We start from the raw sequence: 26,275 nt of genomic DNA, 5'->3' as shown, positions 1-26,275 counted from the left end.
TGGTCAGTGGTCTCGTCGGTTGGGCGTGTCCGGCTCGAGTCGCCTCGAGACGACGGATGCCGCGGCCGTGCCGATCCCCGGGATGCCGGCGATGCGGCGCTCGAGCGTCCCGAGCGCGGCGCGGCCCTCGGGGCCCGGCCACGCGAACCTGGCCAGCGCGCGCCGTCGCCCGGGTGCGAGCGCGGCGGCGCCGAGCGGCCAGGGCGTGATGCGGAGCTCGCGTCGCGCGAGCCGTGCCGCCTTCCGCGACGCCGGGAGGCGCCGGCCGGACTCCGCTTCGAAGAAGCGCGTGTGCCGCTCCCTGATCGCCGCGACCCGCGCGATGGCGACGGCGAGCGACGGGTCACGGGCGAGCACGCGTGCGTACAGCGCCTCGCCGATCCAGTCGTCGACGAGTCCCACGGTCAGGTGCGCGCCGACGACGCCCGAGCCCTGCGTGAAGCCGGCGACGGCGCGGCGTACAGGACCCGGGCCCCGTCGGATACCGGGTGGCAGCGTGGAATCCGGACCGCCGGCGACGCCCGCGCTTCCCCCGCACGCCTCGATGACCGCCGCGAGCGCGTCGGCGATCCAGAACTTCTCGAACGCCCAGGTGACGAGGAACGCCGTGACCCGCGCGTCCTTGTGCGTCGGCGTCACGAGGACGTTCCGGAGGTGCGCCATCGTCGCCCCCTCGAGCGCGCGCAGGTCGCCCAGCACCGCCACGACGTCGCGGTCGTGCGACGCTGAGGCGATCGCCTCGAGGTCGAGGTCGTCGCGCAGGCTGCCGTGGGCGCTCCTCGCGTACTCCCGCACGTCGAAGCCGGCCGGTTCGGCCGGCTCGGTCGACGGTGAGCGCGCCATGAGCCGAGGCTACGGGGTTCCGCGGCAGCGTGCCACCGATCCCGGCGCAGGCCCGGCTCTGGTGTACCACCGGCGTCTCGGCGTAGTCTGCGCCGTGGCGGCGGCGGTCGGATCGTCGCCCAGGCGAAGGAGGGCGAACGATGACGGATGCGACGACGAAGCCGACGATCGTGCTGGTGCACGGGGCGTGGGCCGACGGTTCGAGCTGGGACGCGGTGACGAGGGCGCTGCAGGCGCAGGGATACACGGTGCTCGTCCCGCCGAACCTCCTGCGGGGACTCACGGGTGACGCCGAGTACGTCGCCTCGTTCCTGGCGCAGCGAACGAGCGGGCCCGTCGTGCTCGTCGGCCACTCCTACGGCGGAGCCGTGATCACCAACGCCGGTGCCGCCGCGGGCGACGTCCGCGCGCTCGTCTACGTCAACGCGTTCATGCCCGACGAGGGCGAGACGGTGCTGCAGATCCTCGACGGTTCGGGTTCGGCGCTCGCCGTCGCCGACCCGACCACGGTCTTCGACATCGCCGGATATCCGGGGGCGCCCGAAGGCGCGGCGGAGGTCTTCCTGAAGGCCGACGTCGTGCACGGCTCGTTCGCACAGGACCTCCCCGAGGCCGACCGGTGGACGATCGTCGCCAGTCAGCGCCCCGCGTCGCTCGTGGCGAACGTCACGCCGTCGGGTGCGCCCGCGTGGAAGACGATCCCGAGTTGGGCGGTCATCGGCACCGACGACCGCGTCATCCCGGTCGCCGTGCTGCGCCGCATGGCCGAGCGCGCCGGGTCGACGGTGAGCGAGGTCGACGGGGCGTCGCACGTGTCGATGGTCTCGCACCCGGACGCCGCGGTGTCGGCCATCCTGGCGGCCGTGGGCACGGTCTGATCACGCCGGTCCGGCGGGCGTCGCACCGGCCCGCCGGATCGTCGCGCGTCGGTGCGCGCGCCTCGGCGTCAGAACTTGTTGCCCAGCGCCTTCGCCTTGAGTGCCTCGAACTCGCCGTCGCTGATGACGCCCTGGTCCCGCAACGCCTGCGCCTTCGCGATCTCGTCGGTGGGGCTGGCGAACGACACGGAACGCACCTCGGCGTCGGAGTACTCGACGATGTTCGGGTTGCGCCGCGCCTCCGTGCGCTCGGACATCGACTTGCCGCGCACGATGAGGTACACGATGGCGGTCAGCCAGGGCACGAACACCAGGAGGAGGACCCAGAGCGCCTTGAGCCAGCCGTTCAGCGTGTGGTCGCGGAAGATGTCGATGAGGATGTACACCAGCACGAAGAGGTACGCGATGTACGCGAAGATCATGAAGTAGAACCAGAACACGTCCCAGACGCTGCTCAAGAAGGTCATCGAAGTCTCCTACGGTGTCGGATGCCGCGGCCGCCCTGGCGGCCGTGTCGCCAACCTACTCCCCGGGGTGCCACGGATGACACATCCCGTGCGGGGAATGTTCGCCTGCTGTTCCGACACGCCGGGACCTTCGGCTCTTGAGCAATCCTCTGTGTGATGAATAGGCTTCGAACGTGTTCGAGGAAGCTCCGTCGTCCCTCGCGTCGGAGGTCGAGCTGGATCGCCTCCTGCTCGACGCCAAGTTGTCAGTCCCGGAGCCCCCAGCCCGTGGCTCCGTCAGCCGCGCCCCGCTCATCGCCGAAGCCCGAGCCGCGCGTCGTCGGGTGGTCGCAGTCACGGCTCCGGCCGGATACGGGAAGTCGACCCTCCTCGCGGAGTGGGCTCGCCTCGAGCACCGCCCCGTGGCCTGGGTGTCGCTCGACCGGTTCGACGACGACCCCGCCGCCCTGCTGACGCTGCTCGCCTCGGCGTTCGCCCGCATCTCCCCGGGGCGCGAATCCCTCGCCGACGAGGTGCGGGGGCACGGGGGGTCGGCACTCGGACGCGCCGCTCCGCTCCTGGCATCCGCCCTGCGCACCGCGCCCGCGCCGTTCGTCCTCATGATCGACGACCTCCATGTGGTGCGCTCCCCCGCGTGCCACGACGTGCTCGGCATCGTCCTCGCGGCGGTCCCGCGTGACTCGCAGGTGATCGTCGCCAGCCGCGGGGAGCAGCCGCACCTGGCCCGACTCCGGGCCTCCGGGCAGACGTTCGAGCTCACCACGTCCGAGCTCGCCCTCGACGCGGTCGGCGCGGCGGCGATCTTCGCCGACGCCGACGTGCCGTTGAGTCCCGACGACGCGGCGATGATCGCCGAGCGCACCGAGGGGTGGCCGGTCGGGCTGTACCTCGCCGCAGTCATCGCGCACGACACCGGCGCCCAGTCGGTCGCCGTCTCCGGCGACGACCGCTACGTCGCCGACTACCTCTATCGCGAGTCCATGGCCAAGCTCACCGAGCCGCAACAGCAGTTCCTCCGCCGCACGGCGACGCTCGACACCTTCTCCGCGCAGCTCTGCGACGCGGTGCTCGACCGCGCCGACTCCCAGGAGATGCTGCGCGAGCTCGAGGCCGCCAACGTGTTCCTCGTCCCCCTGGATCGCCGGCGCGAGTGGTACCGCTACCACGCGCTCTTCCGCGAGTTCCTGCTCGGGGAGCTGCGCCGGGTGGAACCCGACGAGGTCGCTCCCCTGCACCTCGCAGCTGCCTCCTGGTTCGAGGACCACGGCTCCCCCGCCATGGCGATCGAGCACCTGCTCGACCACGCCACCGAGCGTCCTCGGGCGACCCACCTCGTGTCGAGCGTGACGCTCGACACCTACCAGGCCGGACAGCTGACGACGGTGCAGCGCTGGTTCGCCGCCCTCGGCGACCCGGCCATCGAGGCGTACCCCCCGCTCGCCGTGCTGGCCGGCTGGCTCGCGGCGCTCACCGGGCAGGTCAACGAAGCGGACCGCTGGGCGTCGGTGCTCGAGCACGCGTCCTACGACGGCGTGCCCGACGACGGATCCGCCTCGTTCGAGTCCGCGCGCGCGATGCTGCGGGCGATGATGTGCCCGGCGGGGCCGGAACAGGCGCTCGCGGACGCCCGGTTCGCCCTCGACGCGGAGCCGTCGTGGAGTCCGTGGCGAGACCAGGCGCTGGCACTCCTCGGCCAGGCGCACCTGCTGCTCGGCTCCACCGAGCTCGCGGCCACCGCCTTCGCGGAGTGCTCGGCGACCGCGGCGGCACGAGGCAACAACGACGTGCTCATCGTCAGCGAGTCCGAGCTTGCGAAGATCGCCATGGACTCGGGCCGGTGGAGCGACGCCGACGGCCATGTGCAGACCGCCCTCGCCGCGATCGAGCGCCGGCACATGCACGACTACGCCACCGCCGTGCTCACGTTCGTCGAGGCCGCCCGCTTCGAGGTGCACCGAGGTGACCTTCCGGCCGCGCACCGACAGCTCACGAGGGCGATGCGGGCGAGGCCCACGTGCACGTCCGCCGTGCCGCACATCTCGGTGCGCGTTCGACTCGAGCTGGCCAGGGTGTTCTGGGCGCTCGCCGATCGCGCCACCTCCGCGCACCTCCTGCGGGAGATCGACGACATCCTCCTGCATCGTCCGGCGCTGGGGACCCTCGTCGACGAGGCCGCCCGACTTCGCGAGACCGTGACATCGAACGAGCAGCCGGGCCCGATCGGCGGCCCGCCGCTCACGCCCGCCGAGCTCAGGCTGCTGCCGTACCTGCAGACGCACCTGTCCATCCGGGAGATCGGCGAGCGCCTGTTCATCTCACGCAACACCGTGAGCTCCGAGGTCGGCTCCATCTACCGCAAGCTCGGCGTCTCGGCGCGCAGCGAAGCGGTGGAGCGCGCCATGGGGCTGGGCCTGCTCGGCGCCTAGTCGCGAGTGACGCCGGCGTCGTCGAACGCGTCGTCGATGTCGTGGCCCAGCGCCATCGCGACCTTCGGCGCCGCCGCCACCACGCGGGGCAGCCCGACGACGGGGATGATGCCCACCAGCACATCGACGATCTCGCCCGGTGTCGCCCCAGCGCTCACCGCCGAGTCCGCCTGCGACCCGAACGACGGCTCCGCTCCGCCGACCGCGACGAGGGCGGCGATGCGGGCGAGCGCCAGCGACTTCGCGTCGAGTCCGACGACGCCGACGCCCAGGTCGTCGAGGCCCTCCTCCGCGAGCCGCTCGTCGTTGATCGCGAGCCTGCGCAGGCGGTCCGTGTAGTCCACGGCGGCCCCCTTCCCCGTCGGTCGAAGCTACGCACCAGTGCACGCCCTGCGGCGATCCCACGCATCATGCAGATGAGATGATTCGGCACCACGACGGGGTGAAGCGGTGAGGATCATCCGATCTGCGTGATGCGAGGGCGAACCCCGCCGCCTAGCGTCCGAAGGGATACCGGCGAGACCGGTCAAGCGGAACGAAAGGCCGTTGGTATGAACAGCTTCTGGGACTTCCTGGTGTGGCTCTTCTGGTTCTACGTGATCATCGCGTGCATCTGGATCTTCATCACCGTGTTCGTCGACATCTTCCGGGACAACACGCTGAACGGCTGGGGCAAGGCGCTGTGGGTCCTGTTCCTCGTCTTCCTGCCGTTCCTCGCCGCGTTCATCTACCTGATCGCGCGCGGCCGCGGGATGGCCGAGCGCAACGCAGCGCGCGCCGCTGAGGCCCAGGCCGCCAACGCGGACTACATCCGCACGGTGGCGGGATCCTCCTCGTCGTCGACGGCGGCCGAGATCGAGAAGGGCAAGCAGCTCCTCGACTCCGGTGCCATCACGCAGGCGGAGTTCGACGCGCTCAAGGCCAAGGCGCTGCAGGGCGCGTAGGGCCGGCAGCGGGGAAGGCGAATCATGACCGATCTGGAATTCGGGCCCGTCGAGCTGGTGCTCGCCGCGTTCGAGGGCGACCGTCCGAAGGCCGGCGTCCTCGACGCGATCCTCGACCTGGCTGATGCCGGGACCGTGCGCCTGCTCGATCTCGTCTACGTCACCCGGGCCGAGACCGGGGAGATCGAGTGGATCGAGCTCGACGAGGCGGGCATCGAGATCGGCGAGATCGACCTCGCCGCCTCGGGCATCGCGTCGCACGAGGACCTCGAGGAGCTGAGCGGGCGGCTTCCGCTCGGCACCTCGGCGCTCCTCCTCGTGGTCGAGCTCACCTGGGCGAAGCACCTGGCCTCGAAGCTGTTCGAGGCCGACGGGTTCGTCGTCGACTCCGTGCGCATCCCGGCTCCGGTCGTGAACGCCGTGGTCGAGGAAGTGCGCGCCGCCGGCGCGCTCACCGAGAACTGAGCACGGAAGGACGAGACCGATGCCGATGATGAGAAGGATGGGCCGACCCGGACTGGTGGGCATGGCTGCCCGCACCGCGGTGGTCGCCGGCACGGCGACCGCCGTGAGCGGCAGCATGCAGCGCAATCAGCAGGCGAAGGCCGACCAGCAGTACGAGGCGCAGCAGTACGAGGCGCAGCAGCAGCAGGCCGCCATGCAGCAGGCCGCTGCCGAGGCGGTCGCGCAGCAGCAGGCCGCCGCCGCCGCGGCCGCTCCGCCACCGGCGGCTCCGGCAGCCGGAGGCTCGGACGTCATCGCCCAGCTCCAGCAGCTCGCCGACCTGAAGGCCCAGGGCATCCTGAGCGACGAGGAGTTCGCGGCCGCGAAGGCCAAGCTGCTCGGCTAGCCGGAATTCCGGTGAGCAGGGCCGACCGGCGTCGGGGGACGCGCGGTCGGCCCTTCGTCGTGCGCAACCCCTGCCCCGGTCCCGCGTCCCGCCGTAGGCTGCTCGGATGACGGATGCCGCGCTCATCGGACCGGTGCCGGCCCCCGAGCTGCACGTGATGACGTACAACATCCGTCGGCGTCTCCCCCACGTCCTCCCAGGCAGCCCCGATCGGTGGAGCACCCGAAGGCCGCTCGTCCGCCGCATCCTCGCTGCGGAGCAGCCCACCATCCTCGGCGTCCAGGAGGCGCTCGCCGACCAGGTCGACGACGTGGGTGATGCGCTCGGGTCCCGATACCGGTGGATCGGGTTCGGGCGCAACCCGTCGGGTCGCGGCGAGCGCTGCCCGATCTTCTACGACGACGACCGGCTCGAGCTCAGGCAGTGGCGGCAGTTCGCGCTGTCGTCCACGCCCGAGGTCGCCGGTTCCCGTTCGTGGGGCAACCTCGTCCGTCGCGTCGTCGTCACGGCCGAGTTCACCGATCGGGCGACGGGGGCCAGGGTGCTCGCGTCCAACACGCACCTCGACCACCTGTCAACCCGCTCGCGCCTCGAATCGGCACGGTATCTCGTCGCTCGGGCGACCGCGGCGAGCGCCGCCGACCCCGAGGCCACGATCGTGCTGACCGGCGACGTCAACGCCGACGTCGACTCCGCCGTCCACCGGCGCCTCACCGAGACCGGCGTGCTGCGCGACACCTGGGAGGCCGCGACCGAGCGGCTGACCCCGCAGTGGGGAACGTTCTCGAACTACCGGCGTCTGCGTCAGGGCGGCAAGCGCATCGACCTCATCCTCGTCGGCCCGGGCGTCGTCGTCGAGCGCACGGGCATCAACGCCGTGCGATTCGACGGCGCCGCGGCATCCGACCACGAACCGGTGCAGGCCGTGATCCGGCCGGCCGCAGCCGTCCGGGCGGAGGCAGCGTGATCACGACCTTCCTCCGCCGGCCGCACGGCGCCGAGCTCGCCGCCGACGCGCTCAGGATCCTCGGTGCCGTCAGCATCGTCGTGGCGGGCATCGGCTGGGGCCCGCTCGCCGCGCTGACGGTGTCGCTCGCCGTCTTCGCGTCGCTCTTCCCCCGCCTGCTCGGCGTCCGTCCGAGCGTGGACCTCGCCTTCGGTGTGGCGGTGCTCGTGTCCGCGTGGAGCAGCGTGCTCGAGGTCTACCTGACGACGCGCTGGTGGGACATCCCCACGCACTTCGTCACCAACGGCCTCACCGCGGCGCTGCTGTACCTCCTGCTCGTGCGAACCGGGGTGATCGCGGATGCCGCGGCGCTGCGGCATCCGTTCGCCTCCGCCGTGCTCCTCACGACCGCACTCGGCCTGTCGCTCGGCGTGCTGTGGGAGGTCGCGGAGTGGTTCGGGCACACCTATGTGGACGAGACGATCTACGTGGGCTACTCGGACTCGATCGGCGACCTCGTGGTCGGCGGCGCAGGCGCACTGCTCGCCGGGTGCACCATGCGGTTCCTCGCCGGTGCGTCGCGATTCACGGAAGGACCGCGGCAGTCGGTCGCGGCTCGGTGAACGGCTGCACCGCAATCGTCCGCGGGGCGTATCCGCCGTCGCAGCGCGGGACTAGGGTGACGACGAGACACTCGATGTCGAGGGCCTCGAGAAGGGAGTCGGACATGCCGGCGCAACGATGGAGCGATCTCTCCCCCAGACGCCAGACCGGGATGCTCATCGCCGCATCCGTGCAGCTCGCGCTCGCGGCCACCGCCTGGACGGATCTCGCCCGCAGGCCCGCCGCACTGATCCGCGGGCCCAAGGCACTCTGGGCCGTGCTCATCGCGGTGAACTTCATCGGTCCGCTGAGCTACTTCGTGGTGGGCCGCCGGCGCTGAACGCGTCGAGGAACCGATCCCGGAAGGCGCTCATCGGCCAGACGGGCCCGTCGGGCGCCGGCAGCATCCCGTCGTGCCAGTGCCATCCCCCGATCGCCTCGAAGACCGTCGGGTCCTTCGAGATGATGCTGATCGGCACGTCATGGCCGGCGCCCTGGCCGCTCACGATCGTCGCGGGCTGGTGGTCGCCGAGCACGACGAGCACGAGGTCCGGGTCGTCGGCCTCGTGCAGGAACGCGAACATCGCGTCGAGCGAGTACTCGATCGACTGGGCGTACGCCCGCTGCACCCTCCTCGGGTCCTGCCAGACGCTGGTCGCCGACTCCCCTTGAGCCGGCTGCGGACCGAACACCGAGCCGTCGCCGACCTTCGACCAGGGCACGAGCCGAGGGAGCGGCGCCCACGGCGTGTGCGACGAGACGAGGTCGATCTCCGCCATGACCGGCTGGTGGTCCCCGGTGAGCTCGTGGTCGGCGAAGTACTTCCACGTGTACTGGTCGGGGATCCGCGCGTACCCGAACGACGGCCCCCGATAGCCGACGTTGTTCGCGTCCAGCAGGGTGTCGAAGTGGTAGAACGAGGTGCCGAAGGACCACGGCTCGGTGTTCGAGGGCACGACGCTGACGGTGCGCCAGCCCGCTCTCCCGAATGCCCGGCTCAGCGTCAGTCGGTCGCTCCGGATGACCGCGCTGTAGAGCGGTTGCCGGTCGATCCACAGCCCCGTCTGGAAGGTGGAGTGCGCAAGCCAGCTGAGGCCCCCGAACGTCGGGGAGGTGAGGAAGGCGCTCCGGGACGTGTAGCCGTCAGCGCGCAGCTGCGCCTCGCCGTCACGGAGCGCCTGGTCCACGCCTCCCGAGAAGCCCGATTCCTGCACCGCCACCTCGCCGTAGCTCTCGATGAAGGCGAAGACGACGTCCTTGCCCTTCAGCGCGGTCAGCAGGTCGGGGCCCGCGACATCCCGGTAGGGATCGGTCGCGATCTGCTCCGGAAGGTCGGCCAGGGCGGCGAGCCCCGCCGCGGCGCGTGCGGCCGAGGCGGTGATGGCCCGGAAGGAGGCGGCGGCCGCGGTCGGCTGCCCGGCGACCGGCTGCGAGCCCACCAGGGCGGCGATGAGCCACGCTGCGGCGAGCGCGGAGATCACGGCCGCGCCGTGCCCGCGATCCGGACGGATCGCGTGTCCCACGCGGAGCGCGGCCCACGACAGGGCGACGATGAGCCCGAGGGCGACGACGATGAGCAGTGCGATGAGCGCGTGCGCCGGGGCGGCGCCGATCGAACCCTGGACGACCCCGAACGCGTCGCTCAGCTGCTGCCAGTCGAGCGGATCGAACGGGATGTCGAGCACGGATCGGTAGCCGGCATCGACGCCGGCGAGCACGAGCGCGGCGACGACCGTGACCGCGAAGCCGGCTGCGGCGATGATGCGCGCCGGGGGCCAGGGAATGAGGAGGAGCAGGAACAGCACGAGGATCGACTCCGCAGGGAGCCCCATGAGCGCCGACGGAGCAGCATCCGCGAGCGCTCGCGGCACGAGCGGCGTCACGACGAGGAGCAGGATCGCGACCACGAGCGAGACCCGATCGCGCGCTCGGGGCATCCACGCGAGTGAACCCCTGCCCCCGCTGTCTCGTGTCATGGTCAGGGGCTCCGCCGGAGGCCTCGATCGGAAGCGAGGATGAACATGACTGCAAGCAACCGGCCCGTCCCGCGGGTCCTTCGGATCCTCAGCGCGATCGTCCTCGCCGCGATCGGCGGGATCCACCTGTTCCTCGTCTTCGACGGCGTCGGCGGCATCCTCGGCGTGTTCTTCGTCCTGAACGGGATCGCCGGCGTCGTGCTGGCGATCGGGATGCTCGTGCTGCACGGGCGGCTCCTGGGTCTGGTCACCGTCCTCAGCCTGCTCTTCGTCATCGCGAGCCTCGCGGCGCTCCTGCTCGCCCTGACCGTCGGCCTCTTCGGCATCACCGAGTCGTGGGACTTCACCCTCGTACCGCAGACGGTCGTCATCGATGCCATCGGCGTCGTGATCCTCGGCATCGCCACGCCGGTCGTGCTCCGCAGCCGGCGGGCCGAATGACGTCTGGTCGGCTCCCGCGATCGACCGGGCGCGTCGGTCACGTCGCGCCCACCTCGACGCGTGGAGCCCGGGTTCGGAGCGCCAGCCACACCACGTCGCGACCGAACGACTCGAGCAGCAGGACCAGTGCGAGGGCGACGACCACGCCCCCGAGCTCGGGGACCAGGCCGGATGCCGCAAGGGTGAGGGCGATTCCCTGCGCGGCCGTCACCACCTTGCGCCAATAGCGATACGGGAGCCGCAGGCGAAGCCTCGGAAGCACCCATCCCGCGGCGACGAAGACGTAGCGCATCAGGCCGATCGCGAGCACCCAGAGGCCGAGGATCGGTGCCACGTACGCACTCAGCACGAGCAGGAGGAACGCGTCCACCTCCATGTCGAAGCGCGCGCCCAACTCCGTCATGGTCCCGGTCCGTCGGGCGACCCACCCGTCCACCGCGTCGAGGACCAGGGCCGAGACGACCAGTCCCACCAGGAGCGGCACCGGGATGGGAGCGACGAAGGATGCCGCGACCAGCCCGGTGATGATCGCGACCAGCGTCGATCTCATCGCCGTGACGGCATTCGCCCAGCCGAGACGGGAGGTGCGCGCGCGGCGCAGTGCTCCGAGCAGGAGGGCGTTGCTCACCACGAGATATGCGAGCGCGGCCATCCAGCCGATCGGCGGCAGCCCCTCGGCGGCCCAGATCACCAGCACGCCCGCACCGCCGAGTCCGGCCAACCCGATCGGTGCGAGGTGAACCTCCTTGATCGCCATCACGTGTCCTTGTCAGGGAGCATCTCACGGAGCATATTCATTCATGTACACGTCTGGCATCCCCGGAAGGTTCACCGAAGGAGGCGTACCGTTGCTCGAGGCCGTGGCGTTCTGGATCGACCGGCCCGGCGTCGGGGTCATGCGACGAGCGTCGATCGGCCCGGTCGGCGAGGGCGACGTGCTCGTCCGCACGAGCCGCACGGGCATCAGCCGGGGCACGGAGACCTCGGTCTTCCTCGGTCGGGTGCCGCCCAGCGAGCACGAGCGAATGCGCGCGCCGTTCCAGGAGGGCGACTTCCCCGGCCCGGTCAAGTACGGCTACCTCAACGTCGGCGTCGTCGAGCAGGGACCCGACGAGTTGCGCGGCCGCACCGTCTTCACGCTGTTCCCGCACCAGTCCGCCTTCGTCGTTCCCGCTGAGGCCGTGGTCCCCCTTCCCCACGGCGTTCCCACCCGTCGTGCGGTGCTCGCCGGCGCGGTCGAGACCGCCGTGAACGTGCTGTGGGATGCCGCCCCCCTGATCGGGGATCGGGTGACGATCGTGGGCGCGGGCATGATCGGATGCAGCATCGCGCGGCTGGCCCGCGGCATCCCGGGTCTCGACGTGGTGCTCGTCGACGTCGACCCGTCGCGTCGCACCGTCGCCGACCGGCTCGGCGTGCGATTCGCCGAACCGGGCGACGCGCCGGGCGACCGCGATCTCGTCGTCAACACGAGCGGGTCGGAAGCCGGGCTGCAGCTCGCGCTCGCATCCGTCGTGACGGATGGGGAGGTGATCGAGGCCAGCTGGTACGGCGACCGGCCGGTCACGCTCGCACTGGGTGCCGACTTCCACTCGCGCCGCCTGTCCATCCGGTCGAGCCAGGTTGGTGCCGTCGCCCGTCCTCGCCGCGGCACGCGCACGACGCGCGACCGGCTGACGCTCGCGCTCGACCTCCTGCGGGATCCTGCGTTCGACGCGCTGCTCACGGGCGACTCCCCGTGGACCGACCTTCCGGCCGTGATGGAGGGGCTCGCGACGGGGCAGGGCGCGGAGCTCTGCCACACGATCGATTGGACGGATGCCGAATGACCTTCACCCTGACCGTTCGGGACCACATGATGGTCGCCCACAGCTTCTCGGGAGCCACGTTCGGGCCGGCGCAGCGCCTGCACGGCGCCACCTTCGTCGTCGACGCGTCCTTCCGCGCGAGCGACCTCGACGCGGACGGCGTGGTCGTCGACATCGGACGCGCGGCCGAGGCGCTCAGCGAGATCACGGGCTCCCTGACCTATCGCAACCTCGACGACGAGGCCGAGTTCGCCGGCATGAACACCACGACCGAACGACTCTGCCAGGTGATCGCCGACCGACTCGCCGAGCGCATCGCCGACGGACGACTCGGGTCTGCCGATGGGCGGCTGTCGTCCATCGAGGTGACGCTGCACGAGTCCCATATCGCCTGGGCGACGTACGAGCGGACGTTGTGAGACGAATGCCAGACGCAGCCGTGCAGTTCCTGGTGCCCGAGGGCATCGAGGATGACGAGCGCGTCAGCGGCGGCAATGTCTACGACCGGCGCATCGGCGAGGCCCTCCGGGCGCAGGGCGTCGATGTCCGAATGGTGCGTGTCGGAGCAGACGGCGGTCTGGAGGTCGCGAGCGCGTTGTCCGCGCTCCGCCGCGACGACGTCGTGCTGATCGACGGATTGCTCGCGGTCGCGGCCGCGCGAGTGCTCGAGGCGCAGTCGACGCGGCTTCGGATGGTCGTGCTGGCGCATATGGTCGCAAGCGCCCTGCCCCGGATCCAGGACCGGGCGTCGACGGCCGAACGGGAGCGCGTGGCGCTGAACGCCGCCCGGCGGGTCATCGCGACCAGCGAGTGGACCCGCTCCGAACTCGTCGCCCGCGCGCTCGCCGAACCCGATCGCATCGTCGTCGCCCGTCCGGGCACCGACCCCGCACCGACGGCGACCGGATCCGCATCCGGGGGCCACCTGCTCTGCGTCGGCGCGGTCGCATTCCACAAGGGGCAGGACGTGCTGGTCAACGCGCTGGCGGGCATGGACGACCTGCCCGGATGGAGCTGCTCGATCGTGGGCTCACTGGACACCGACCCGGAGTTCGCGACCCGGACCGCTGCGGCCATCCGATCGGCTGGGCTCACGGAGCGCATCGAGCTGCCGGGGGTGCTCACGGGTCGCCGGCTCGCCGAGGCGTATCGGGCGGCCGACCTCGTCATCGTGCCGTCGCGCGCCGAGAGCTACGGCATGGTGGCCGCGGAGGCGGTCGCTCGCGGCATCCCGGTCGTGGCGGCTCGCGTCGGCGGGGTGCCGGAGGCGATCGCCGGGAGCACGGCCGCCGTCCTGATCCCCCCCGACGACCCGGTGGCGTTGCGTGCGGTGCTCCGGCAGTGGTGGGCGGAGCCTCCTCGGCGTGCAGTGTTGAAGGCCGAGGCGGTGCGCTCCCGTACCATGAGGCGAACCTGGGCCGAATCCGCTCGGATCGCCGCAACGGTCCTGCGACGAACCCGCCCCGGCGCGGGCGTCGTCGAGTCCGAGCGGCGGCGCGCCGGATGAGCGAGGTCATCGAGGTGAGCAGCGATTGGCTCGCGCTCCGCGAACCCGAGGACGCACGCGCCCGGTCCCGCGACCTCGCGCTCGAAGCAGCCGCACTGCTCGAGCCGGGACCGATCGTGATCCACGACCTGGGAAGCGGGACCGGCTCGATGATGCGATGGCTCGCGCCGAAGCTGCCCGGCCCGCAGACCTGGGTCCTGCACGACTGGAACGCGACCCTCATCGCGCGAGCGGCGCGCGCAGGCGCGACCGATCGTGAAGGACGACCGGTCGCGATCCGCACGCGGAGCGGCGAACTCGCGCACCTCGGGTCCGAGCACCTCGACGGCGCGGCGCTGGTGACCGCTTCGGCGTTGCTCGACGTGCTGACGTCGAGGGAGGTCGGCGCCGTCACCGACGCATGCGTCGCCGTCGGACGCCCCGTGCTGCTGAGCCTCAGCGTGACCGGGCAGGTCCGCCTCGACCCCGGGGATCCTCGCGACGACGCGTTCGAGGCCGCGTTCAACGCGCACCAGCGACGTCGTGCGGGGGCGCGCCGCCTCGTCGGGCCCACTGGCGTCGCGCTCGCGCGACGCCGGTTCCTCGCAGCCGGCTGGAAGGTTCGGACCGCCGCCACCCCTTGGCGGCTCGGCGACCACGATCGACCGCTGCTCGACGAGTGGTTCTCCGGATGGTGCGATGCCGCCCTCGAGGAGCAGGCCGACCTCCGAGCGGACGGCGCGGCGTACCGCGCCCTTCGTTCGTCGCAATCGCGACGCGGTGCGCTGTCAGCCGAGGTCGCGCACGCCGATCTCCTGGCGTGGCCCTGATGTCCCCGATCAGGATCGCGTCGTCCTCGACGAGGATCGGGTCACGGGCACGCGCGGCCTGGGGGTCGCGACGGCTCCGACTCGCGGTGCGTGTGCTCGTGGGGGTCGGCGTGCTCATGGCGGTGGTCGCCCAGGTCGGCACGGGGCCGTTCGTGCACGGGCTGCTCAGCGTCGACCTGCGCGTCATCGTCGCCGCGCTCGCGCTCTCCGCTACGGCGACCGCTGCCGCAGCCTGGCGCTGGAGCATCATCGCGAAGCGACTCGGGGTGGGGCTGCCCTACCGACGCGCCATCGGCATGTACTACCGGTCGCAGCTGCTGAACACGGTGCTTCCCGGTGGCGTGGTGGGCGATGTGCAGCGTGCCCTCACGCAGGGACGTGACGCCGGCGACGTCGGGCAGGGCGCTCGGGCCGTCGTCATCGAGCGCACCGTCGGGCAGGTCGTGCAGGTCGCGCTCGCGGTGGTCGTCATCGCGTGCTTCGGCGCTGAGTTCCAGGGCTACCTGCTTGCAACGACCGGCCTCGTCGTCACCGTGATCGCACTCGCCACGCTCGCCATGACCGCGACGAGCGCCCGGGCGCGCGCGACGCTGCGACGCGAGCTCGAGGAGCTCTCGGCCGGTGTGGGATCCGCCCGCGCGCTCCTGCAGGTCGTCGTCGCGTCGATCGTGGTGGTCGCCTGCCACGTCGTCACGTTCGGCGTCGCGGTCGCTGCGGTGGGAGCGAGCGTGCCGCCGATGCGCCTCGCCGCCCTCGCGCTCGTCGTGCTGCTCGCGGGATCCATCCCGTTGAACCTCGGTGGCTGGGGTCCGCGCGAGGGGATCGCCGGCTGGACGTTCGCCCTCGCCGGCCTCGGCGCCTCCGCGGGTGTCGCCGCCGCCACCCTGTTCGGCATCCTGGCGATGATCGCCGTCACCCCGGCGCTCGTCGTCGCCGCGACATCCGCCGCTCGAAGCGCGCAAACGACCGCACCCGAGCGTACGGTCGTTCTCACCGGCACGGGCCGGAAGGAGGAATCGTGATCGACCGTCCGTACGTGATCCTCAGCGCAGCCATGTCCATCGACGGATACCTCGATACGGCTTCCCCGCCGCGTCTGGCGCTCTCGAACGAAGCGGACTTCGACCGGGTCGACGAGGTGCGCGCGCACTGCGACGCCATCCTCGTCGGAGCACGCACCGTCCGGGCCGACAATCCGAGGTTGCTCGTGCGCAGCGAGGAGCGTCGGAGTCGGCGCGAGGCCGAAGGCCGTCCCCCGTCGCCCTGGAAGGTGACCGTCACGGCGACCGGCGACCTCGATCCGCAGTCGAGGTTCTTCACCTTCGGAGACACGGAGAAGCTGGTCTACTGCCCCAGGTCCGCGACGCGCGACATCCGGGAACGGCTCGGTGATCGTGCGACCATCGTGGGATTGGCCGACGAGCTCACCGCGGTCGATCTCGTCGGCGAGCTGCACGACCGGGGTGTGCGGACGCTCCTCGTCGAAGGCGGCGGAACCGTGTTCACCCAGTTCCTGGCGTCCGACCTCGTCGATGAGCTCCAATTGGCGATCGCCCCGTTCTTCGTCGGCGACCGGCGAGCCCCGCGCTTGATCGGCGACGGCACGTTCCCGTGGAATGCCGACCGCCGCGCACCCCTCGCTGAGAGCCGTCGAGTCGGCGACATGGTGCTGCTGCGGTATGCACTGTCAGAGCGCGGACCAGCATCCGGTGCTTCCCTCCCCGGCGGACCGGACTAGCCTGACGCCCGTGGCCCAGGCAGCTTCGCCCGTGCGCGCGTGGATCGGCACGATCGTCTTCCTCCTCCTCGCGCCCGGAATCGTCGCCGGTATCATCCCGTGGCTCATCTCCGGTTGGCGTTGGTACGACTGGGGCACAGCCGCCTGGGTCGTGCTGCCGATCGCCTGGATCGCGATCGGCGTCGGGGTGGGCTTCCTCCTGCACGCCTTCGCGCTGTTCGCCCTGCACCGCGGAACGCCCGCTCCGGTCGCTCCGACTGCGACGCTCGTCGTGACCGGGGTCTACCGATACGTGCGCAATCCGATGTACCTGTCGGTGCTCGCGATCGTCCTCGGCCAGGCGCTGCTGTTCGGCAGCTGGTCGCTGCTCGTCTACGCCGTCATCGTGCTCGCCGCGGTGGTGGCGTTCGTGAAGGGCTACGAGGAGCCGACCCTCACCGAGACCTACGGCGAGCAGTACGCCGCCTACCGGCGCAACGTCCCGGGCTGGTGGCCGCGGCTCACGCCGTGGCGCCGCTGACCGTCACTGCTGCATCCTCGGATCATCCGTGGGGTCGGCATACGTGGTGGGGCAGCCCTGCGCGAGCGCCTCGGGACGCAGTTCGAAATGCCAGGGCTCGTTGTCGTAGATCGGGCACAGGCCGTAGCGGGCGCCGTTCGCCGCCAGCCACGCGTCGGCGTCGGCGTCGCCGATGTCGACGGCGTCTCCCGAGACATGGGCCGACGTGGCCGCCGAGGCGACCCATCTGGCTGCCTCCGCTTCCGAGCCGTACGTGGCGACCGCATCGCGCTGCAGCTGCTCCTGGTACCCCGCGGACCGCCAGCCGCTGTTCACCACGAAGCCGATGCCGTCCGTTGCGGCATCCGTCGCCGCGTCGCGCAGCGCAGCGAGCAGCTCGGGGTCGAGATCGCCGACGCCGGGGTACTCGTCGTCGAACACCGTCACGCCGTCGGGCATCATGCCGTCGGCCTCGCTGAGGTCGCCGATGGTCGCGCCGTCGGGCATGACCGGCGCCGCACCCGCGTCACCGCGCGCACCCTCACCGAATGACGAGGCCGACGACGAAGAGGCCGGCGCAATGAGCGTTCCGAGCACCGTCGCGGCGGCGATGACGAGGAGGAGGGCGACGACGATCGCGGCGAACATGCGCCGGGCGCGGCGTCGGCTCGGGGACCGGGACGGGGTGGTTCGACTCATGTTGCCAGCCAACGCGACCGCGCGTTGCCCGGGCGTATCCGCATTCGGATACGCCGACGATATGCGTCGGCTCCTAGCATTGCCAGCATGCGCGTGTTGGTGGTCGAGGACGAGCCGTTCATGGCGGAGGCCATCCGCGATGGGCTGCGCCTGGAGGCGATCGCGGCGGACATCGCCGGCGACGGGGACGCCGCGCTCGAGCTGTTGAGCGTCAATTCCTACGACCTCGCCGTGCTCGACCGCGACATCCCGGGTCCGTCCGGCGACGAGGTGGCGGCGAGCATCGTCGCCTCGGGCAACGGGATGCCGATCCTGATGCTCACCGCCGCCGATCGGCTCGACGACAAGGCCTCAGGGTTCGGGCTCGGTGCCGATGACTACCTCACCAAGCCGTTCGAACTGCGGGAACTCGTGCTCAGGCTCCGCGCGCTCGACCGCAGGCGGGCCCACAACCGACCGCCGGTGCACGAGATCGCCGGGCTGCGCCTGGATCCGTTCCGCCGCGAGGTGTTCCGTGACGGACGCTACGTCGCGCTGACGAGGAAGCAGTTCGCGGTGCTCGAGGTCCTCGTCGCCGCCGACGGCGGGGTGGTCAGCGCCGAGGAGCTGCTCGAGCGCGCGTGGGATGCGAACGCCGACCCGTTCACCAACGCCGTGCGCATCACGGTCTCGGCCCTGCGCAAGCGGCTCGGCGAGCCGTGGGTCATCGTCACCGTGCCCGGCGTCGGGTATCGCGTCGAAGCCGAGGCATCCGGCTCAGCCGAAGGCGGCGCGCGTGGCTAGGCCGCCGGGAATGAGCGTCCGCCTCAAGCTCACGCTCAGCTACGCGGGCTTCCTGATGGTCGCGAGCTTCCTGCTGCTCGCGGCCGTGTGGCTGTTCCTCCTCCGCTACGTGCCCGCTCGCGCGAGCGAGACGATCGACGGGTTCGTGCCCGGTCGCGACGATCTCGTCCGCGCGTTCGGTCCGGTCGTCGCGTGGGTCCTCCTCTTCCTGCTGGCGTTCGGCCTCGTCGGCGGCTGGTTCCTCGCCGGGCGCATGCTCGTGCCATTGGCACGGATCACGGATGCCACCCGGCGGGCCGCGAACGGGTCACTCTCCTACCGCATCGAGCTCGAGGGACGGAACGACGAATTCCGCGAGCTCGCGGACAGCTTCGACGCCATGCTCGCCCGCCTCGAGGCGCAGGTCGCGGAGCAGCGGAGGTTCGCCGCCAACGCCTCGCACGAGCTGCGGACCCCGCTCGCCATCACGCAGACGCTGCTCGAGGTCGCGCGCAACGACCCCGACCGCGACCACGGCGCACTCATCGAGCGCCTGCGCATCGTCAACGACCGCGCGATCGCCCTCACCGAGGCGCTGCTCCTGCTCAGCCGCGCCGACCAGCGGTCATTCACCCGGGAGGAGGTCGACCTGTCCCTCCTGGCCGACGAGGCCATCGAGACACTCCTGCCCCTCGCCGAGCAGCGCGGCGTCGGCCTCGAGACCACCGGCGAGATCGCGCCCACGTTCGGCTCGCACGCGCTGCTGCTGCAGATGACCACGAACCTCGTGCACAACGCCATCGTGCACAACCTGCCCGACCACGGCACGGTGCACGTGAGCACCGCCATCGATGCGCGCTCCGTGACGTTGACGGTCGAGAACACCGGCGAGCACCTCGCACCGCACGTCGTCTCCACGCTGACCGAGCCGTTCCAGCGGGGCACCGAACGCCTCAGGGGCGACCATGCCGGTGTCGGTCTCGGCCTCGCGATCGTGGCGAGCATCGTCACCGCGCACGACGGACGGCTGACCATCGTCGGTCGTCCCGAGGGAGGGATGCGCGTGACGGCGGCCCTCCCGGTCGCGACGGCGGGCCCGATCCGATGAGCGTCGACGAGCTGCCCAGGTCGTCGCCGACGGACGGTGGGAGTGAGGCGGCACGATCGCGCAGTCGCAGCCTGCCAGCCCTGTTCGCCGTGTACCTGGTGCTGCTCACGTGGATCGTGATCTGGAAGCTCGAGCTCCCATTCGTCGGAACGGGCGACCTGCGCCAGCTCAAGCTCGTCCCCTTCGCGCCGAGCACGTGTGACGGGGCCAGCTCGCCCTCCGAAGTGGTCGTGAACATCCTGCTCTTCGTCCCCTTCGGCCTGTACCTCGGCCTCCTCGCGCCGGCCTGGTCCTGGTGGCGGACGACGGCCATCGTCGCGGGTGCGAGCCTCGCGATGGAGGTGCTCCAGTACGTGCTGGCCGTCGGGAGTTCCGACGTCACCGACCTCATCACGAACACCGTCGGCGGGCTGGCCGGACTCGCCGTGCTCGCGCTCGCGCGACGCCGGCTGGGCGAGCGCACCGGCCTGGTCATGTCGCGGTGCTGCGCCGTCCTGACCGTGATCGCGCTGCTGGCGGCGGCGATCGTCGTCGTCTCCCCGCTGAGCTTCGCACCGCCGCGCGACGTCCTGGTCGACGGGCCTGCTGCTCCAGGAGCAGCGACGGGCATCGACTCGGTCGAGCGCCGTCGGCTGGATCGCGCGACCCACGCGCGGTACTGCCGGGAGAACCCGTTCTGACGTAGCCTGCTCGGAGACCGGTGACGAGGCCGCTGCCGGCGAAGGAGACCCCGATGGCGAACCTCGTGGAGACGACGACCGGTCGATCCGTCGCGCAGGTGGTGGACGCCCTGCTGGCGGCGCTTGCGCGCCGTGGCATCCACGTGTTCGCCGTCATCGACCACGCCGCGGCCGCCCGGAACGCCGGCCTGGAGCTGCCAGATGAGACCGTCGTGATCTTCGGCGATCCGGGCGTCGGCACCGCCTTGATGCTGGCGGACGCGCGCGTGGGAATCGACCTGCCGCTGCGGATCCTCGCCTGGTCGGACAGCCGAGGCACGCATGTCGCCTATCGCGACATCCGGGATCTCACCGAGACGTTCGACGTGACCTCAGCGCAGGAGACGATCGGTCGGCTGGGCGGGTTGCTGCCGCAACTCGTCACGGAGATGACGACCGGCGACTGATCCCCGCCCCGTCCGCGCCGTTTCCGTGTTCACTGGCGTTATGGACGGATTGCCCCTCTGGCTGTTGGCCGTGATCTTCGTCGCCGCCGCGGTGGTGGTGTGGGTCGCCGGCGTCCAGTTGTCGCGCACGACGGATGTGCTGGACGCGCGGCTGGGCATCGGCAGCGCCCTCGGCGGGCTGGTCGTGCTGGCGATCGCGACGAACCTGCCCGAGATCGCGATCACGGTCAGCGCGGCGATATCCGGGAACATCTCGGTGGCGGTCGGCAACATCCTCGGAGGCATCGCCCTCCAGACGGTCGTGCTGGTCATCCTCGACGTCTTCGGCAGGCGGGCTCCGGGCGCCCGCCCGTTGACATATCGCGCCGCCTCCCTGGTGCTGGTCGTCGAGGCCGTGATGGTGGTGGCCATCCTCACGGTCGTGATGGCGGGCACGCAACTGCCGGCCGATGCGCTCTTCGGGCGCCTCACCGCCGATGTGGTGCTGATCGCGGTGCTCTGGGTCGCCGCCCTCGTCCTCGTGCGGCGTGCCTCCGTGGCCCTGCCCTGGCAGGCGACCGGAGCGGCGCCGACCTCGACGCCCGGACCGCGCCGCCGACGCCGCCGGCCCGAGCCGCCCCACGCGTCGATGAGCACGGCGAAGGCATGGCTGGTCTTCACGATCGCGGCGCTGGCCACGCTGGGAGCCGGCGTCGCGCTGGAACGCAGCGGGGATGCCGCGGCCGACGTCCTCGGCATGTCGGGCCTGCTCTTCGGTGCCACGTTCCTGGCGCTTGCGACGTCGCTTCCCGAGATCTCCACGGGGCTTCAGGCGGTGAAGCAGGGAGACGACGACCTCGCCGTCAGCGACATCTTCGGCGGCAACGCCTTCCTCCCCGTGCTCTTCCTGGTCGCCACGCTGATCACCGGCAGGGCGGTGCTCCCCGACGCCGGAGCGGCCGACATCTACCTCACCGCGCTCGGAGCGCTCCTCACGCTGGTCTACGTGGTCGGCCTCATCTTCCGCCCGACGCGACGCGTGCTCGGAATGGGCGTCGACTCGTTGGTCGTGCTGGTGCTCTACGTCATCGGCATCGTGGGGCTCTTCGCGATCGCCGGCAGTGGATGAGAGCCAGGTGGAGCATTCGATCAGCCCGCGGATGACAGACTGTTCGGGTCCGTGCAACGACTCAGGGGAGATCATGAACGACAATCGACCAGACCTCAGCGGCGACTGGGACCTGGACCCCGCCCACACTCGCATCGGCTTCTCGGCCAAACACGCCATGGTGGCGAATGTCCGCGGTGCCTTCAACGACGTCACCGGCAGCCTGCACGTCGATTTCGACGACACGACCAAGTCGACCGCCGAGATCGTGCTCAAGGTTGCCAGTGTGGACACCCGCAACGCGCAACGCGACGAACACTTGCGCAGCGCCGACTTCTTCAACGTCGAGAAGTGGCCCGACGTCGTCTTCAAGAGCAGCAGGATCGAGGAGGTGGGTGACAACGCCCTCGTCGTCTCGGGCGACCTGACGATTCGCGACGTCACGAAACCGATCACCATTCCGATCGAGTTCACCGGCGTGGAGACTGACGCCTTCGGCGCACTGCGTGCCGGATTCGAGGGCACGCGGCGCATCGACCGCCGGGAGTACGGCCTGGAGTGGAACATGCCGCTCGACTCAGGCGGCTGGCTCGTCTCGGAGAAGATCACGCTCGAGTTCGAGATCTCGGCGATCAAGCGCGAGAGCGACGCACAACAGGCCGCCTGAGGTTGGGGCGCGCAGATCGCCGCGCCCGAGCGGCAGCCTGAGCTCGAACGCGAGTCGCCCGGTCTCCATCGGCTGCCTGGTCGGAACCCGTACAGCTCGGAATAAGCCCCGCGGTCGCTCGCCGTCCGCGGTAGCCTGCGCACATGGGTAACGTCGAGCGACGGTCATCCGCGAATGAAGCCGGGCGCCGGGTGCGCAAGCGTCTGCCGCGGCGGGGCCTGGCCGAGCTGGTCCTCCCTGTCGACCGGGATCCCCTCGGCATCCTCGAGGAACAGCACGCGTCGAGACTGAAGGATCTCGTGCCGGTGCGGGTGGGACGGATGCTGCAGTCGCCGTTCTCGTTCTACCGGGGCACGGCGGCGGTCATGGCGGCCGACCTGCGCGGTGCACCCACCACCGACCTCGAGGTCGTCGCCTGCGGCGACGCCCACATCTCGAACTTCGGCTTCTTCGCCTCGCCCGAACGCGCGCTCGTCTTCGACCTCAACGACTTCGACGAGGGCGGCGTCGCGCCGTGGGAGTGGGACGTGCGCCGGCTCACCGCGAGCGTGTACCTCAGCGGGCGTGACATCGGCTTGAGTGAGGATGCATGCCGCGACGCGGCCTTCGACGCGGCTGACGCGTATCGCGAGATGTTGCGGGGCTATTGCCGCCTCTCCACGCGAGAGCGCTACTACACCCGGGTCGACACGTCCTCGGTCGCGCGTCACCTCGGGGAGAAGGGCGAGCGGACGGTCCGCAAAGCGGCGAAGAAGGCCCGCGCACGCACGTCCGAGCGGCTCCTGCAGCGCCTGACGACGATTTCGGTCGACGGCGGCCTCCGCATCGTCGATCAACCTCCCATCCTGCGCCACGTCGATCACGCGACCTTGGGCGAGGTCACCGATCTCTTCACCCAATACCGCGCGACCCTGCGCGAGGACATCGCGTTCCTGCTGGAGCAGTACCGGGTGGTCGACTTCGCCCTGCGGGTCGTCGGTGTCGGCAGCGTCGGCACCCGCTGCTACCTGCTCGCAGTCGAGGGCCCCACCGGCGACATGCTGTTCCTCCAGGCCAAGGAGGCTCCGCCGTCCGTCTTGACGACGTACGGGGGCCGTCGGTCGATCATCCCCGGTCGCCCCGACGTGACCGACTTCATCGAGGGCCACCGCGTCGTCGCCGCCCAGCGGATCCTGCAGGCGAACTCCGACCTCTTCGTCGGATGGATGCGCGGCTGGGCCGGTGACTCCGCGGACCGTCGCCGGGTGGACTACTACTGGCGGCAGTTCCGCGACATGAAGGGGTCGATCGAGCCGGACACGCTCGACACCGAGCAGTTCCGCTCGTACGGGGCGCTGTGTGCCGCACTCCTGGCTCGGGCGCACGGGCAGTCCCCCGCCTCGGCTGCGATCGTGGGCTATCTCGGCCGATCCGAAGAATTCGCCGAGGCGACGGCGGCATGGTCGGCCGCGTACGCCGATGTCACCGAGGCCGACTTCGAGTTGCTGCGCCGAGCCGTCGCATCCGGACGCCTCCCGGCCGAGACCGGAGTCTGACCGCGGTTCGGGGCGTGCACTCACGGACGCCGTCGCGAGGCTCACGTTCGGGTTCGGGGCGCGTACCGTCGGCGGTCCCTACCAGTCAGCCGGACGCCGATCTCCAGCGCGCCCGCGCCCGAGCCATGCTGGATCCACTCGGCGGGTGTCGTTCAGCGGCTTTCACGTCGGAGACGTGGGGCGCGACGTCCCCCTGCGATTCCTCGTCGGGTGCGGTTCGGTAATCCCGCCGGAACGCGGGGATGGTCAGCCAGTGCAGCATACCGGTGTCGGTATCGAGCAATTGGACGCCTCCGGCCATGACCGTGTTGACGATGTACGTTCGACCGGTTCGGGTATTCCGGTACGTGTGACCTGGGGTCGGCGCTGCCATTGCGGCCCTCTCCCTCGGGTTCAGGTGACAGGCACTCATCTTCCGCGGACGTGGTGACGCGCGCAATGTTCCGCCCACTCCCTTGACACGGCGCATTCGCGCGTCACCGGGAACGACCGACTCATCGGGCCATGCTTCGACCGGCACGACCCTTGAGGGGTTCTCGATGGGAGGATCACATCCCTTAACGTCAGAAGTCCCGGAAACCCTTAGGTTTCCGGGACGTTCTGGTCGGGCTGACAGGATTTGAACCTGCGACCCCTTGACCCCCAGTCAAGTGCGCTACCAAGCTGCGCCACAGCCCGATGCCGACCGCATTCGCGGAAGACAACTTGACCATCATAGCGGCATTCGAAGGAGTGCTCGTGCACACGGGGCGGGCCGATGCCGCTGCCCAGCCCTGGGCCCGCAGGGCTGATGCACGGCGCGGACATAGCCAACGCAGAGGTGCGCCTCCTAGCTTCGTGGGGACCGATCACGGTCGCACATGCAGACGAGCGGGGCCGCGGATGCCGCGAGCCGCCGCCGAACGAGGAGGACCCTTGCCCACCACGAACCGCCGCCCCGCGCCCAACCTTCCGCTCATCGGCCTCTGGGTCGCCGCCGTCGTCGTCGCGGGCGCGGGCACCTGGATGGTCCTGAGCGGCAATGCCGGCCAGGCGGACTTCTACAACCAGGGCGGCTCGGACCCTGCCGAATTGCTCGGCCTGCAGTCGAGGGCCACGATCGGCGGGTTGCTCATCGCCGCGGGCGTCCTGGGTATCCTCCTCGCCCTCGCGACCCACGCGCGCACTCGAGCGGCGGCCCTGACGGCGAACCAGTCGTCCGCTACGCCGCCGGACGCGACATCCGACGTGCTCGGCGACGTCGACGACCTGGACGAGGAGGACGGCGAGCGCGTCCCGGCCGGAGCCGACGCCGGGGTGGTGCAGGCGCCGGACGACCTGACCGACCAGCCCACGGCCGAGCCCGAGCGCGACGCCGAGCCTGCCCGCGCGTGACGCCCGCGGCATCCGTCGTCAGAGATGCCTGCGCACCGCGTCCATGAACGCGCCGGGGTCGTCGACCCAGAGGCGCAGCCCGGTGATCACCTGGTCGCCGCCCTTGGGCGGGAGCCCGGGAAGGCGCACGACGGTCGGGCGCTCGAGCTCGATCTCGATGTCGGTCTCGTCCTGCATGCGGAAGACGAGCACGCGCGCGTCATCCGTCGCTTCGATCCGCGGCGATTTCGGCTCGTCGACGCGCGTGACGCGCGCGACCGAGGCGATGTCGTCCCAGCTCAGGTGGAGGTCGGTCTCGAGGCCCTGTCGCACGCGGATGCCGTCGGGGCCGACCAGGTGCGGCCGCATCAGGTACGCGCAGAGCAGGCCGAACATCCAGGTGACACCCCAGATGCCGAGGACGAGGAACGTGACACGGACCGCGGGCCAGCGGTGCACGATGAGGTCGATGATCGGGATCTCGACGGCCGAGAGCACGATGAAGATCATGAGCACCGTAAAGACGGGCTTGTGATAGCCGAACCCGGCGGCGCCCTGCGGAACGGCTCGGCGGCGAGCGATGAACCGCCCGATGTTCGCGTAGATCTTCAGCTCGACGAGCAGGGCGCGCTGCAGGAGGCTGCCGATGCGCTGCCACACGGATGCCGCGGGGCGGCGGGTCGCCACGACGGTCATGCCGGGGCCTCCATCCGGTCGGCCTGACGGGCTTCCTCGGCGGCGACCAGTTCGCGCAGCCGTGCCGCGATCGCGTCGATGCCGCGCTCGAGGGCCGGTCGGTCGGCGGGTGCGACCGCGCCGAGGAGGTCGGCCGTGAGCTCGGCGTGCTCGCGCTGCATCTCGCGCATCAGCTGCTCGGCGGATGCCGCGAGCGAGACGATGATCGCCCGGCGATCGGTCGGGTGGGGCGACCTGGTCACGTACCCGCCCGCTTCGAGCGCGTCGACGAGCCCGGTGATGTTGCGGGGGCTCACCTCGAGCCTCGCCGCGAGCGCGTGCTGGGTGGACGGACCCGAGTGCGCGAGGTCCCAGAGCACTCGGGTGCGCGCGGGCGTGAGCGGCGTTCCGCTGAATGCGCGCGCCATGTCCTTCTGGAACAACTCGCCGATCTCGAGCAGTCGGTCGAGCACGGTGATCGCGGTGGCCATATCGTGATGATACTACATCATTACCTATCTTCACGAA

32 protein-coding genes and 1 tRNA gene are annotated in these 26,275 nt (G+C 70.8%); 24 read left to right on the top strand and 9 right to left on the bottom strand.

Annotated features, from left to right (window positions below):
* Positions 1-3 precede the first annotated feature (3 nt).
* Positions 4-843, bottom strand: a complete 840-nt coding sequence (locus J2X63_RS13355) for a hypothetical protein (RefSeq protein ID WP_309978045.1) — start codon at positions 841-843, stop codon at positions 4-6.
* A gap of 140 nt (positions 844-983) precedes the next feature.
* Between J2X63_RS13355 and J2X63_RS13350 the strand changes: the two genes are divergently transcribed.
* Positions 984-1,721 (top strand): alpha/beta hydrolase, encoded by a 738-nt coding sequence (locus J2X63_RS13350; protein WP_309978043.1) that lies wholly within the window; start codon positions 984-986, stop codon positions 1,719-1,721.
* A gap of 68 nt (positions 1,722-1,789) precedes the next feature.
* On the opposite strand, the gene J2X63_RS13345 is transcribed toward J2X63_RS13350, so the two are convergent.
* Positions 1,790-2,188 (bottom strand): SHOCT domain-containing protein, encoded by a 399-nt coding sequence (locus J2X63_RS13345; RefSeq protein WP_309978041.1) that lies wholly within the window; start codon positions 2,186-2,188, stop codon positions 1,790-1,792.
* A 173-nt stretch (positions 2,189-2,361) separates the two neighbouring features.
* Here J2X63_RS13345 and J2X63_RS13340 point away from each other — a divergent pair, with 173 nt between their 5' ends.
* Positions 2,362-4,614: a LuxR C-terminal-related transcriptional regulator gene (locus J2X63_RS13340; RefSeq protein ID WP_309978039.1), complete on the top strand. Its 2,253-nt coding sequence runs from the start codon at positions 2,362-2,364 to the stop codon at positions 4,612-4,614.
* Here the strand turns inward: J2X63_RS13340 and J2X63_RS13335 are convergent.
* Positions 4,611-4,958 (bottom strand): carboxymuconolactone decarboxylase family protein, encoded by a 348-nt coding sequence (locus J2X63_RS13335; protein ID WP_309978037.1) that lies wholly within the window; start codon positions 4,956-4,958, stop codon positions 4,611-4,613. The genes J2X63_RS13340 and J2X63_RS13335 overlap by 4 nt on opposite strands.
* A gap of 207 nt (positions 4,959-5,165) precedes the next feature.
* Here J2X63_RS13335 and J2X63_RS13330 point away from each other — a divergent pair, with 207 nt between their 5' ends.
* The 6 genes from J2X63_RS13330 to J2X63_RS13305 all read left to right on the top strand — a co-directional run bounded on the left by J2X63_RS13330 (position 5,166) and on the right by J2X63_RS13305 (position 8,297).
* Positions 5,166-5,558 carry an SHOCT domain-containing protein gene (locus tag J2X63_RS13330; RefSeq protein ID WP_309978034.1) on the top strand — a complete coding sequence of 131 codons (393 nt, stop codon included), beginning with the start codon at positions 5,166-5,168 and terminating at the stop codon, positions 5,556-5,558.
* A gap of 24 nt (positions 5,559-5,582) precedes the next feature.
* On the top strand, positions 5,583-6,023 hold the full coding sequence (locus J2X63_RS13325; protein ID WP_309978032.1) for a DUF6325 family protein: 441 nt from the start codon (positions 5,583-5,585) through the stop codon (positions 6,021-6,023).
* A 37-nt stretch (positions 6,024-6,060) separates the two neighbouring features.
* Positions 6,061-6,408 (top strand): SHOCT domain-containing protein, encoded by a 348-nt coding sequence (locus J2X63_RS13320; protein WP_309978030.1) that lies wholly within the window; start codon positions 6,061-6,063, stop codon positions 6,406-6,408.
* 106 nt (positions 6,409-6,514) lie between these two features.
* The gene (locus J2X63_RS13315) at positions 6,515-7,375 is read left to right on the top strand and encodes an endonuclease/exonuclease/phosphatase family protein (RefSeq protein ID WP_309978028.1); all 861 of its coding nucleotides are present in this window, start codon (positions 6,515-6,517) and stop codon (positions 7,373-7,375) included.
* Positions 7,372-7,977, top strand: coding sequence for a hypothetical protein (locus J2X63_RS13310; protein ID WP_309978026.1), 606 nt, complete (start codon positions 7,372-7,374; stop codon positions 7,975-7,977). Before J2X63_RS13315 ends, J2X63_RS13310 begins: the two co-directional genes overlap by 4 nt.
* A gap of 104 nt (positions 7,978-8,081) precedes the next feature.
* Complete coding sequence (locus J2X63_RS13305) at positions 8,082-8,297, top strand: PLDc N-terminal domain-containing protein (protein WP_309978024.1); 216 nt, start codon at positions 8,082-8,084, stop codon at positions 8,295-8,297.
* On the opposite strand, the gene J2X63_RS13300 is transcribed toward J2X63_RS13305, so the two are convergent.
* Positions 8,254-9,894 carry a CDP-alcohol phosphatidyltransferase gene (locus J2X63_RS13300; protein ID WP_309978021.1) on the bottom strand — a complete coding sequence of 547 codons (1,641 nt, stop codon included), beginning with the start codon at positions 9,892-9,894 and terminating at the stop codon, positions 8,254-8,256. The two genes, J2X63_RS13305 and J2X63_RS13300, sit on opposite strands and share 44 nt — an antisense overlap.
* Positions 9,895-9,978: 84 nt before the next feature.
* On the opposite strand from J2X63_RS13300, the gene J2X63_RS13295 reads away from it, so the two are divergent.
* Positions 9,979-10,374 carry a hypothetical protein gene (locus J2X63_RS13295; protein WP_309978019.1) on the top strand — a complete coding sequence of 132 codons (396 nt, stop codon included), beginning with the start codon at positions 9,979-9,981 and terminating at the stop codon, positions 10,372-10,374.
* 37 nt (positions 10,375-10,411) lie between these two features.
* Here J2X63_RS13295 and J2X63_RS13290 read toward each other — a convergent pair whose 3' ends face one another.
* Positions 10,412-11,131 carry a CDP-alcohol phosphatidyltransferase family protein gene (locus J2X63_RS13290; RefSeq protein WP_309978017.1) on the bottom strand — a complete coding sequence of 240 codons (720 nt, stop codon included), beginning with the start codon at positions 11,129-11,131 and terminating at the stop codon, positions 10,412-10,414.
* A gap of 91 nt (positions 11,132-11,222) precedes the next feature.
* Here J2X63_RS13290 and J2X63_RS13285 point away from each other — a divergent pair, with 91 nt between their 5' ends.
* Genes J2X63_RS13285 through J2X63_RS13255 form a run of 7 tightly spaced genes read left to right on the top strand, consistent with a single transcriptional unit; the run spans position 11,223 to position 16,756 of the window.
* Positions 11,223-12,203, top strand: a complete 981-nt coding sequence (locus J2X63_RS13285; protein WP_309978015.1) for a zinc-binding alcohol dehydrogenase — start codon at positions 11,223-11,225, stop codon at positions 12,201-12,203.
* Positions 12,200-12,601 (top strand): 6-carboxytetrahydropterin synthase, encoded by a 402-nt coding sequence (locus J2X63_RS13280; RefSeq protein ID WP_309978012.1) that lies wholly within the window; start codon positions 12,200-12,202, stop codon positions 12,599-12,601. Before J2X63_RS13285 ends, J2X63_RS13280 begins: the two co-directional genes overlap by 4 nt.
* A 5-nt stretch (positions 12,602-12,606) precedes the next feature.
* Positions 12,607-13,689 (top strand): glycosyltransferase family 4 protein, encoded by a 1,083-nt coding sequence (locus J2X63_RS13275; protein WP_309978009.1) that lies wholly within the window; start codon positions 12,607-12,609, stop codon positions 13,687-13,689.
* The gene (locus J2X63_RS13270; protein ID WP_309978007.1) at positions 13,686-14,498 is read left to right on the top strand and encodes an SAM-dependent methyltransferase; all 813 of its coding nucleotides are present in this window, start codon (positions 13,686-13,688) and stop codon (positions 14,496-14,498) included. The genes J2X63_RS13275 and J2X63_RS13270 overlap by 4 nt, the downstream gene beginning before the upstream one ends.
* Positions 14,498-15,520 carry a lysylphosphatidylglycerol synthase transmembrane domain-containing protein gene (locus J2X63_RS13265; protein ID WP_309978006.1) on the top strand — a complete coding sequence of 341 codons (1,023 nt, stop codon included), beginning with the start codon at positions 14,498-14,500 and terminating at the stop codon, positions 15,518-15,520. The genes J2X63_RS13270 and J2X63_RS13265 overlap by 1 nt, the downstream gene beginning before the upstream one ends.
* On the top strand, positions 15,517-16,236 hold the full coding sequence (locus tag J2X63_RS13260) for a dihydrofolate reductase family protein (protein WP_309978004.1): 720 nt from the start codon (positions 15,517-15,519) through the stop codon (positions 16,234-16,236). Before J2X63_RS13265 ends, J2X63_RS13260 begins: the two co-directional genes overlap by 4 nt.
* A 10-nt stretch (positions 16,237-16,246) precedes the next feature.
* Complete coding sequence (locus J2X63_RS13255) at positions 16,247-16,756, top strand: isoprenylcysteine carboxylmethyltransferase family protein (protein ID WP_309978002.1); 510 nt, start codon at positions 16,247-16,249, stop codon at positions 16,754-16,756.
* A gap of 3 nt (positions 16,757-16,759) precedes the next feature.
* Here J2X63_RS13255 and J2X63_RS13250 read toward each other — a convergent pair whose 3' ends face one another.
* Entirely contained in the window at positions 16,760-17,434 is a 675-nt protein-coding gene (locus J2X63_RS13250) for a M15 family metallopeptidase (RefSeq protein ID WP_309978000.1), read from the bottom strand.
* A gap of 87 nt (positions 17,435-17,521) precedes the next feature.
* Here J2X63_RS13250 and J2X63_RS13245 point away from each other — a divergent pair, with 87 nt between their 5' ends.
* The 7 genes from J2X63_RS13245 to J2X63_RS13215 all read left to right on the top strand — a co-directional run bounded on the left by J2X63_RS13245 (position 17,522) and on the right by J2X63_RS13215 (position 23,719).
* The gene (locus J2X63_RS13245; protein WP_309977998.1) at positions 17,522-18,217 is read left to right on the top strand and encodes a response regulator transcription factor; all 696 of its coding nucleotides are present in this window, start codon (positions 17,522-17,524) and stop codon (positions 18,215-18,217) included.
* 10 nt (positions 18,218-18,227) lie between these two features.
* The gene (locus tag J2X63_RS13240; protein ID WP_309977996.1) at positions 18,228-19,304 is read left to right on the top strand and encodes a HAMP domain-containing sensor histidine kinase; all 1,077 of its coding nucleotides are present in this window, start codon (positions 18,228-18,230) and stop codon (positions 19,302-19,304) included.
* A complete protein-coding gene (locus tag J2X63_RS13235) occupies positions 19,301-19,984 on the top strand; it encodes a VanZ family protein (RefSeq protein ID WP_309977993.1) in 684 nt (227 codons plus the stop codon). Before J2X63_RS13240 ends, J2X63_RS13235 begins: the two co-directional genes overlap by 4 nt.
* A gap of 53 nt (positions 19,985-20,037) precedes the next feature.
* Positions 20,038-20,430: a DUF302 domain-containing protein gene (locus J2X63_RS13230; RefSeq protein WP_309977991.1), complete on the top strand. Its 393-nt coding sequence runs from the start codon at positions 20,038-20,040 to the stop codon at positions 20,428-20,430.
* Positions 20,431-20,470: 40 nt separating this feature from the next.
* Entirely contained in the window at positions 20,471-21,538 is a 1,068-nt protein-coding gene (locus J2X63_RS13225) for a sodium:calcium antiporter (protein ID WP_309977989.1), read from the top strand.
* A 73-nt stretch (positions 21,539-21,611) separates the two neighbouring features.
* The gene (locus J2X63_RS13220; RefSeq protein ID WP_309980135.1) at positions 21,612-22,184 is read left to right on the top strand and encodes a YceI family protein; all 573 of its coding nucleotides are present in this window, start codon (positions 21,612-21,614) and stop codon (positions 22,182-22,184) included.
* 143 nt (positions 22,185-22,327) lie between these two features.
* Positions 22,328-23,719, top strand: coding sequence for a DUF2252 domain-containing protein (locus J2X63_RS13215; protein WP_309977988.1), 1,392 nt, complete (start codon positions 22,328-22,330; stop codon positions 23,717-23,719).
* Between the two features lie 601 nt (positions 23,720-24,320).
* Here the strand turns inward: J2X63_RS13215 and J2X63_RS13210 are convergent.
* Positions 24,321-24,397: transfer RNA gene (locus tag J2X63_RS13210), tRNA-Pro, on the bottom strand.
* A 237-nt stretch (positions 24,398-24,634) separates the two neighbouring features.
* On the opposite strand from J2X63_RS13210, the gene J2X63_RS13205 reads away from it, so the two are divergent.
* Complete coding sequence (locus J2X63_RS13205) at positions 24,635-25,093, top strand: hypothetical protein (protein ID WP_309977986.1); 459 nt, start codon at positions 24,635-24,637, stop codon at positions 25,091-25,093.
* A gap of 18 nt (positions 25,094-25,111) precedes the next feature.
* Here the strand turns inward: J2X63_RS13205 and J2X63_RS13200 are convergent, their stop codons facing one another.
* Both J2X63_RS13200 and J2X63_RS13195 read right to left on the bottom strand, forming a co-directional pair.
* Positions 25,112-25,768 (bottom strand): hypothetical protein, encoded by a 657-nt coding sequence (locus J2X63_RS13200; RefSeq protein ID WP_309977984.1) that lies wholly within the window; start codon positions 25,766-25,768, stop codon positions 25,112-25,114.
* The gene (locus tag J2X63_RS13195; protein ID WP_309977982.1) at positions 25,765-26,238 is read right to left on the bottom strand and encodes a MarR family transcriptional regulator; all 474 of its coding nucleotides are present in this window, start codon (positions 26,236-26,238) and stop codon (positions 25,765-25,767) included. Before J2X63_RS13195 ends, J2X63_RS13200 begins: the two co-directional genes overlap by 4 nt.
* Positions 26,239-26,275 lie beyond the last annotated feature (37 nt).

It is taken from the genome of Agromyces sp. 3263, from assembly GCF_031456545.1.
Classification (GTDB): Bacteria; Actinomycetota; Actinomycetes; order Actinomycetales; family Microbacteriaceae; genus Agromyces.
Note: the sequence above shows the minus strand (reverse complement) of the source record. Positions and strands in the feature narration are given on the sequence as shown.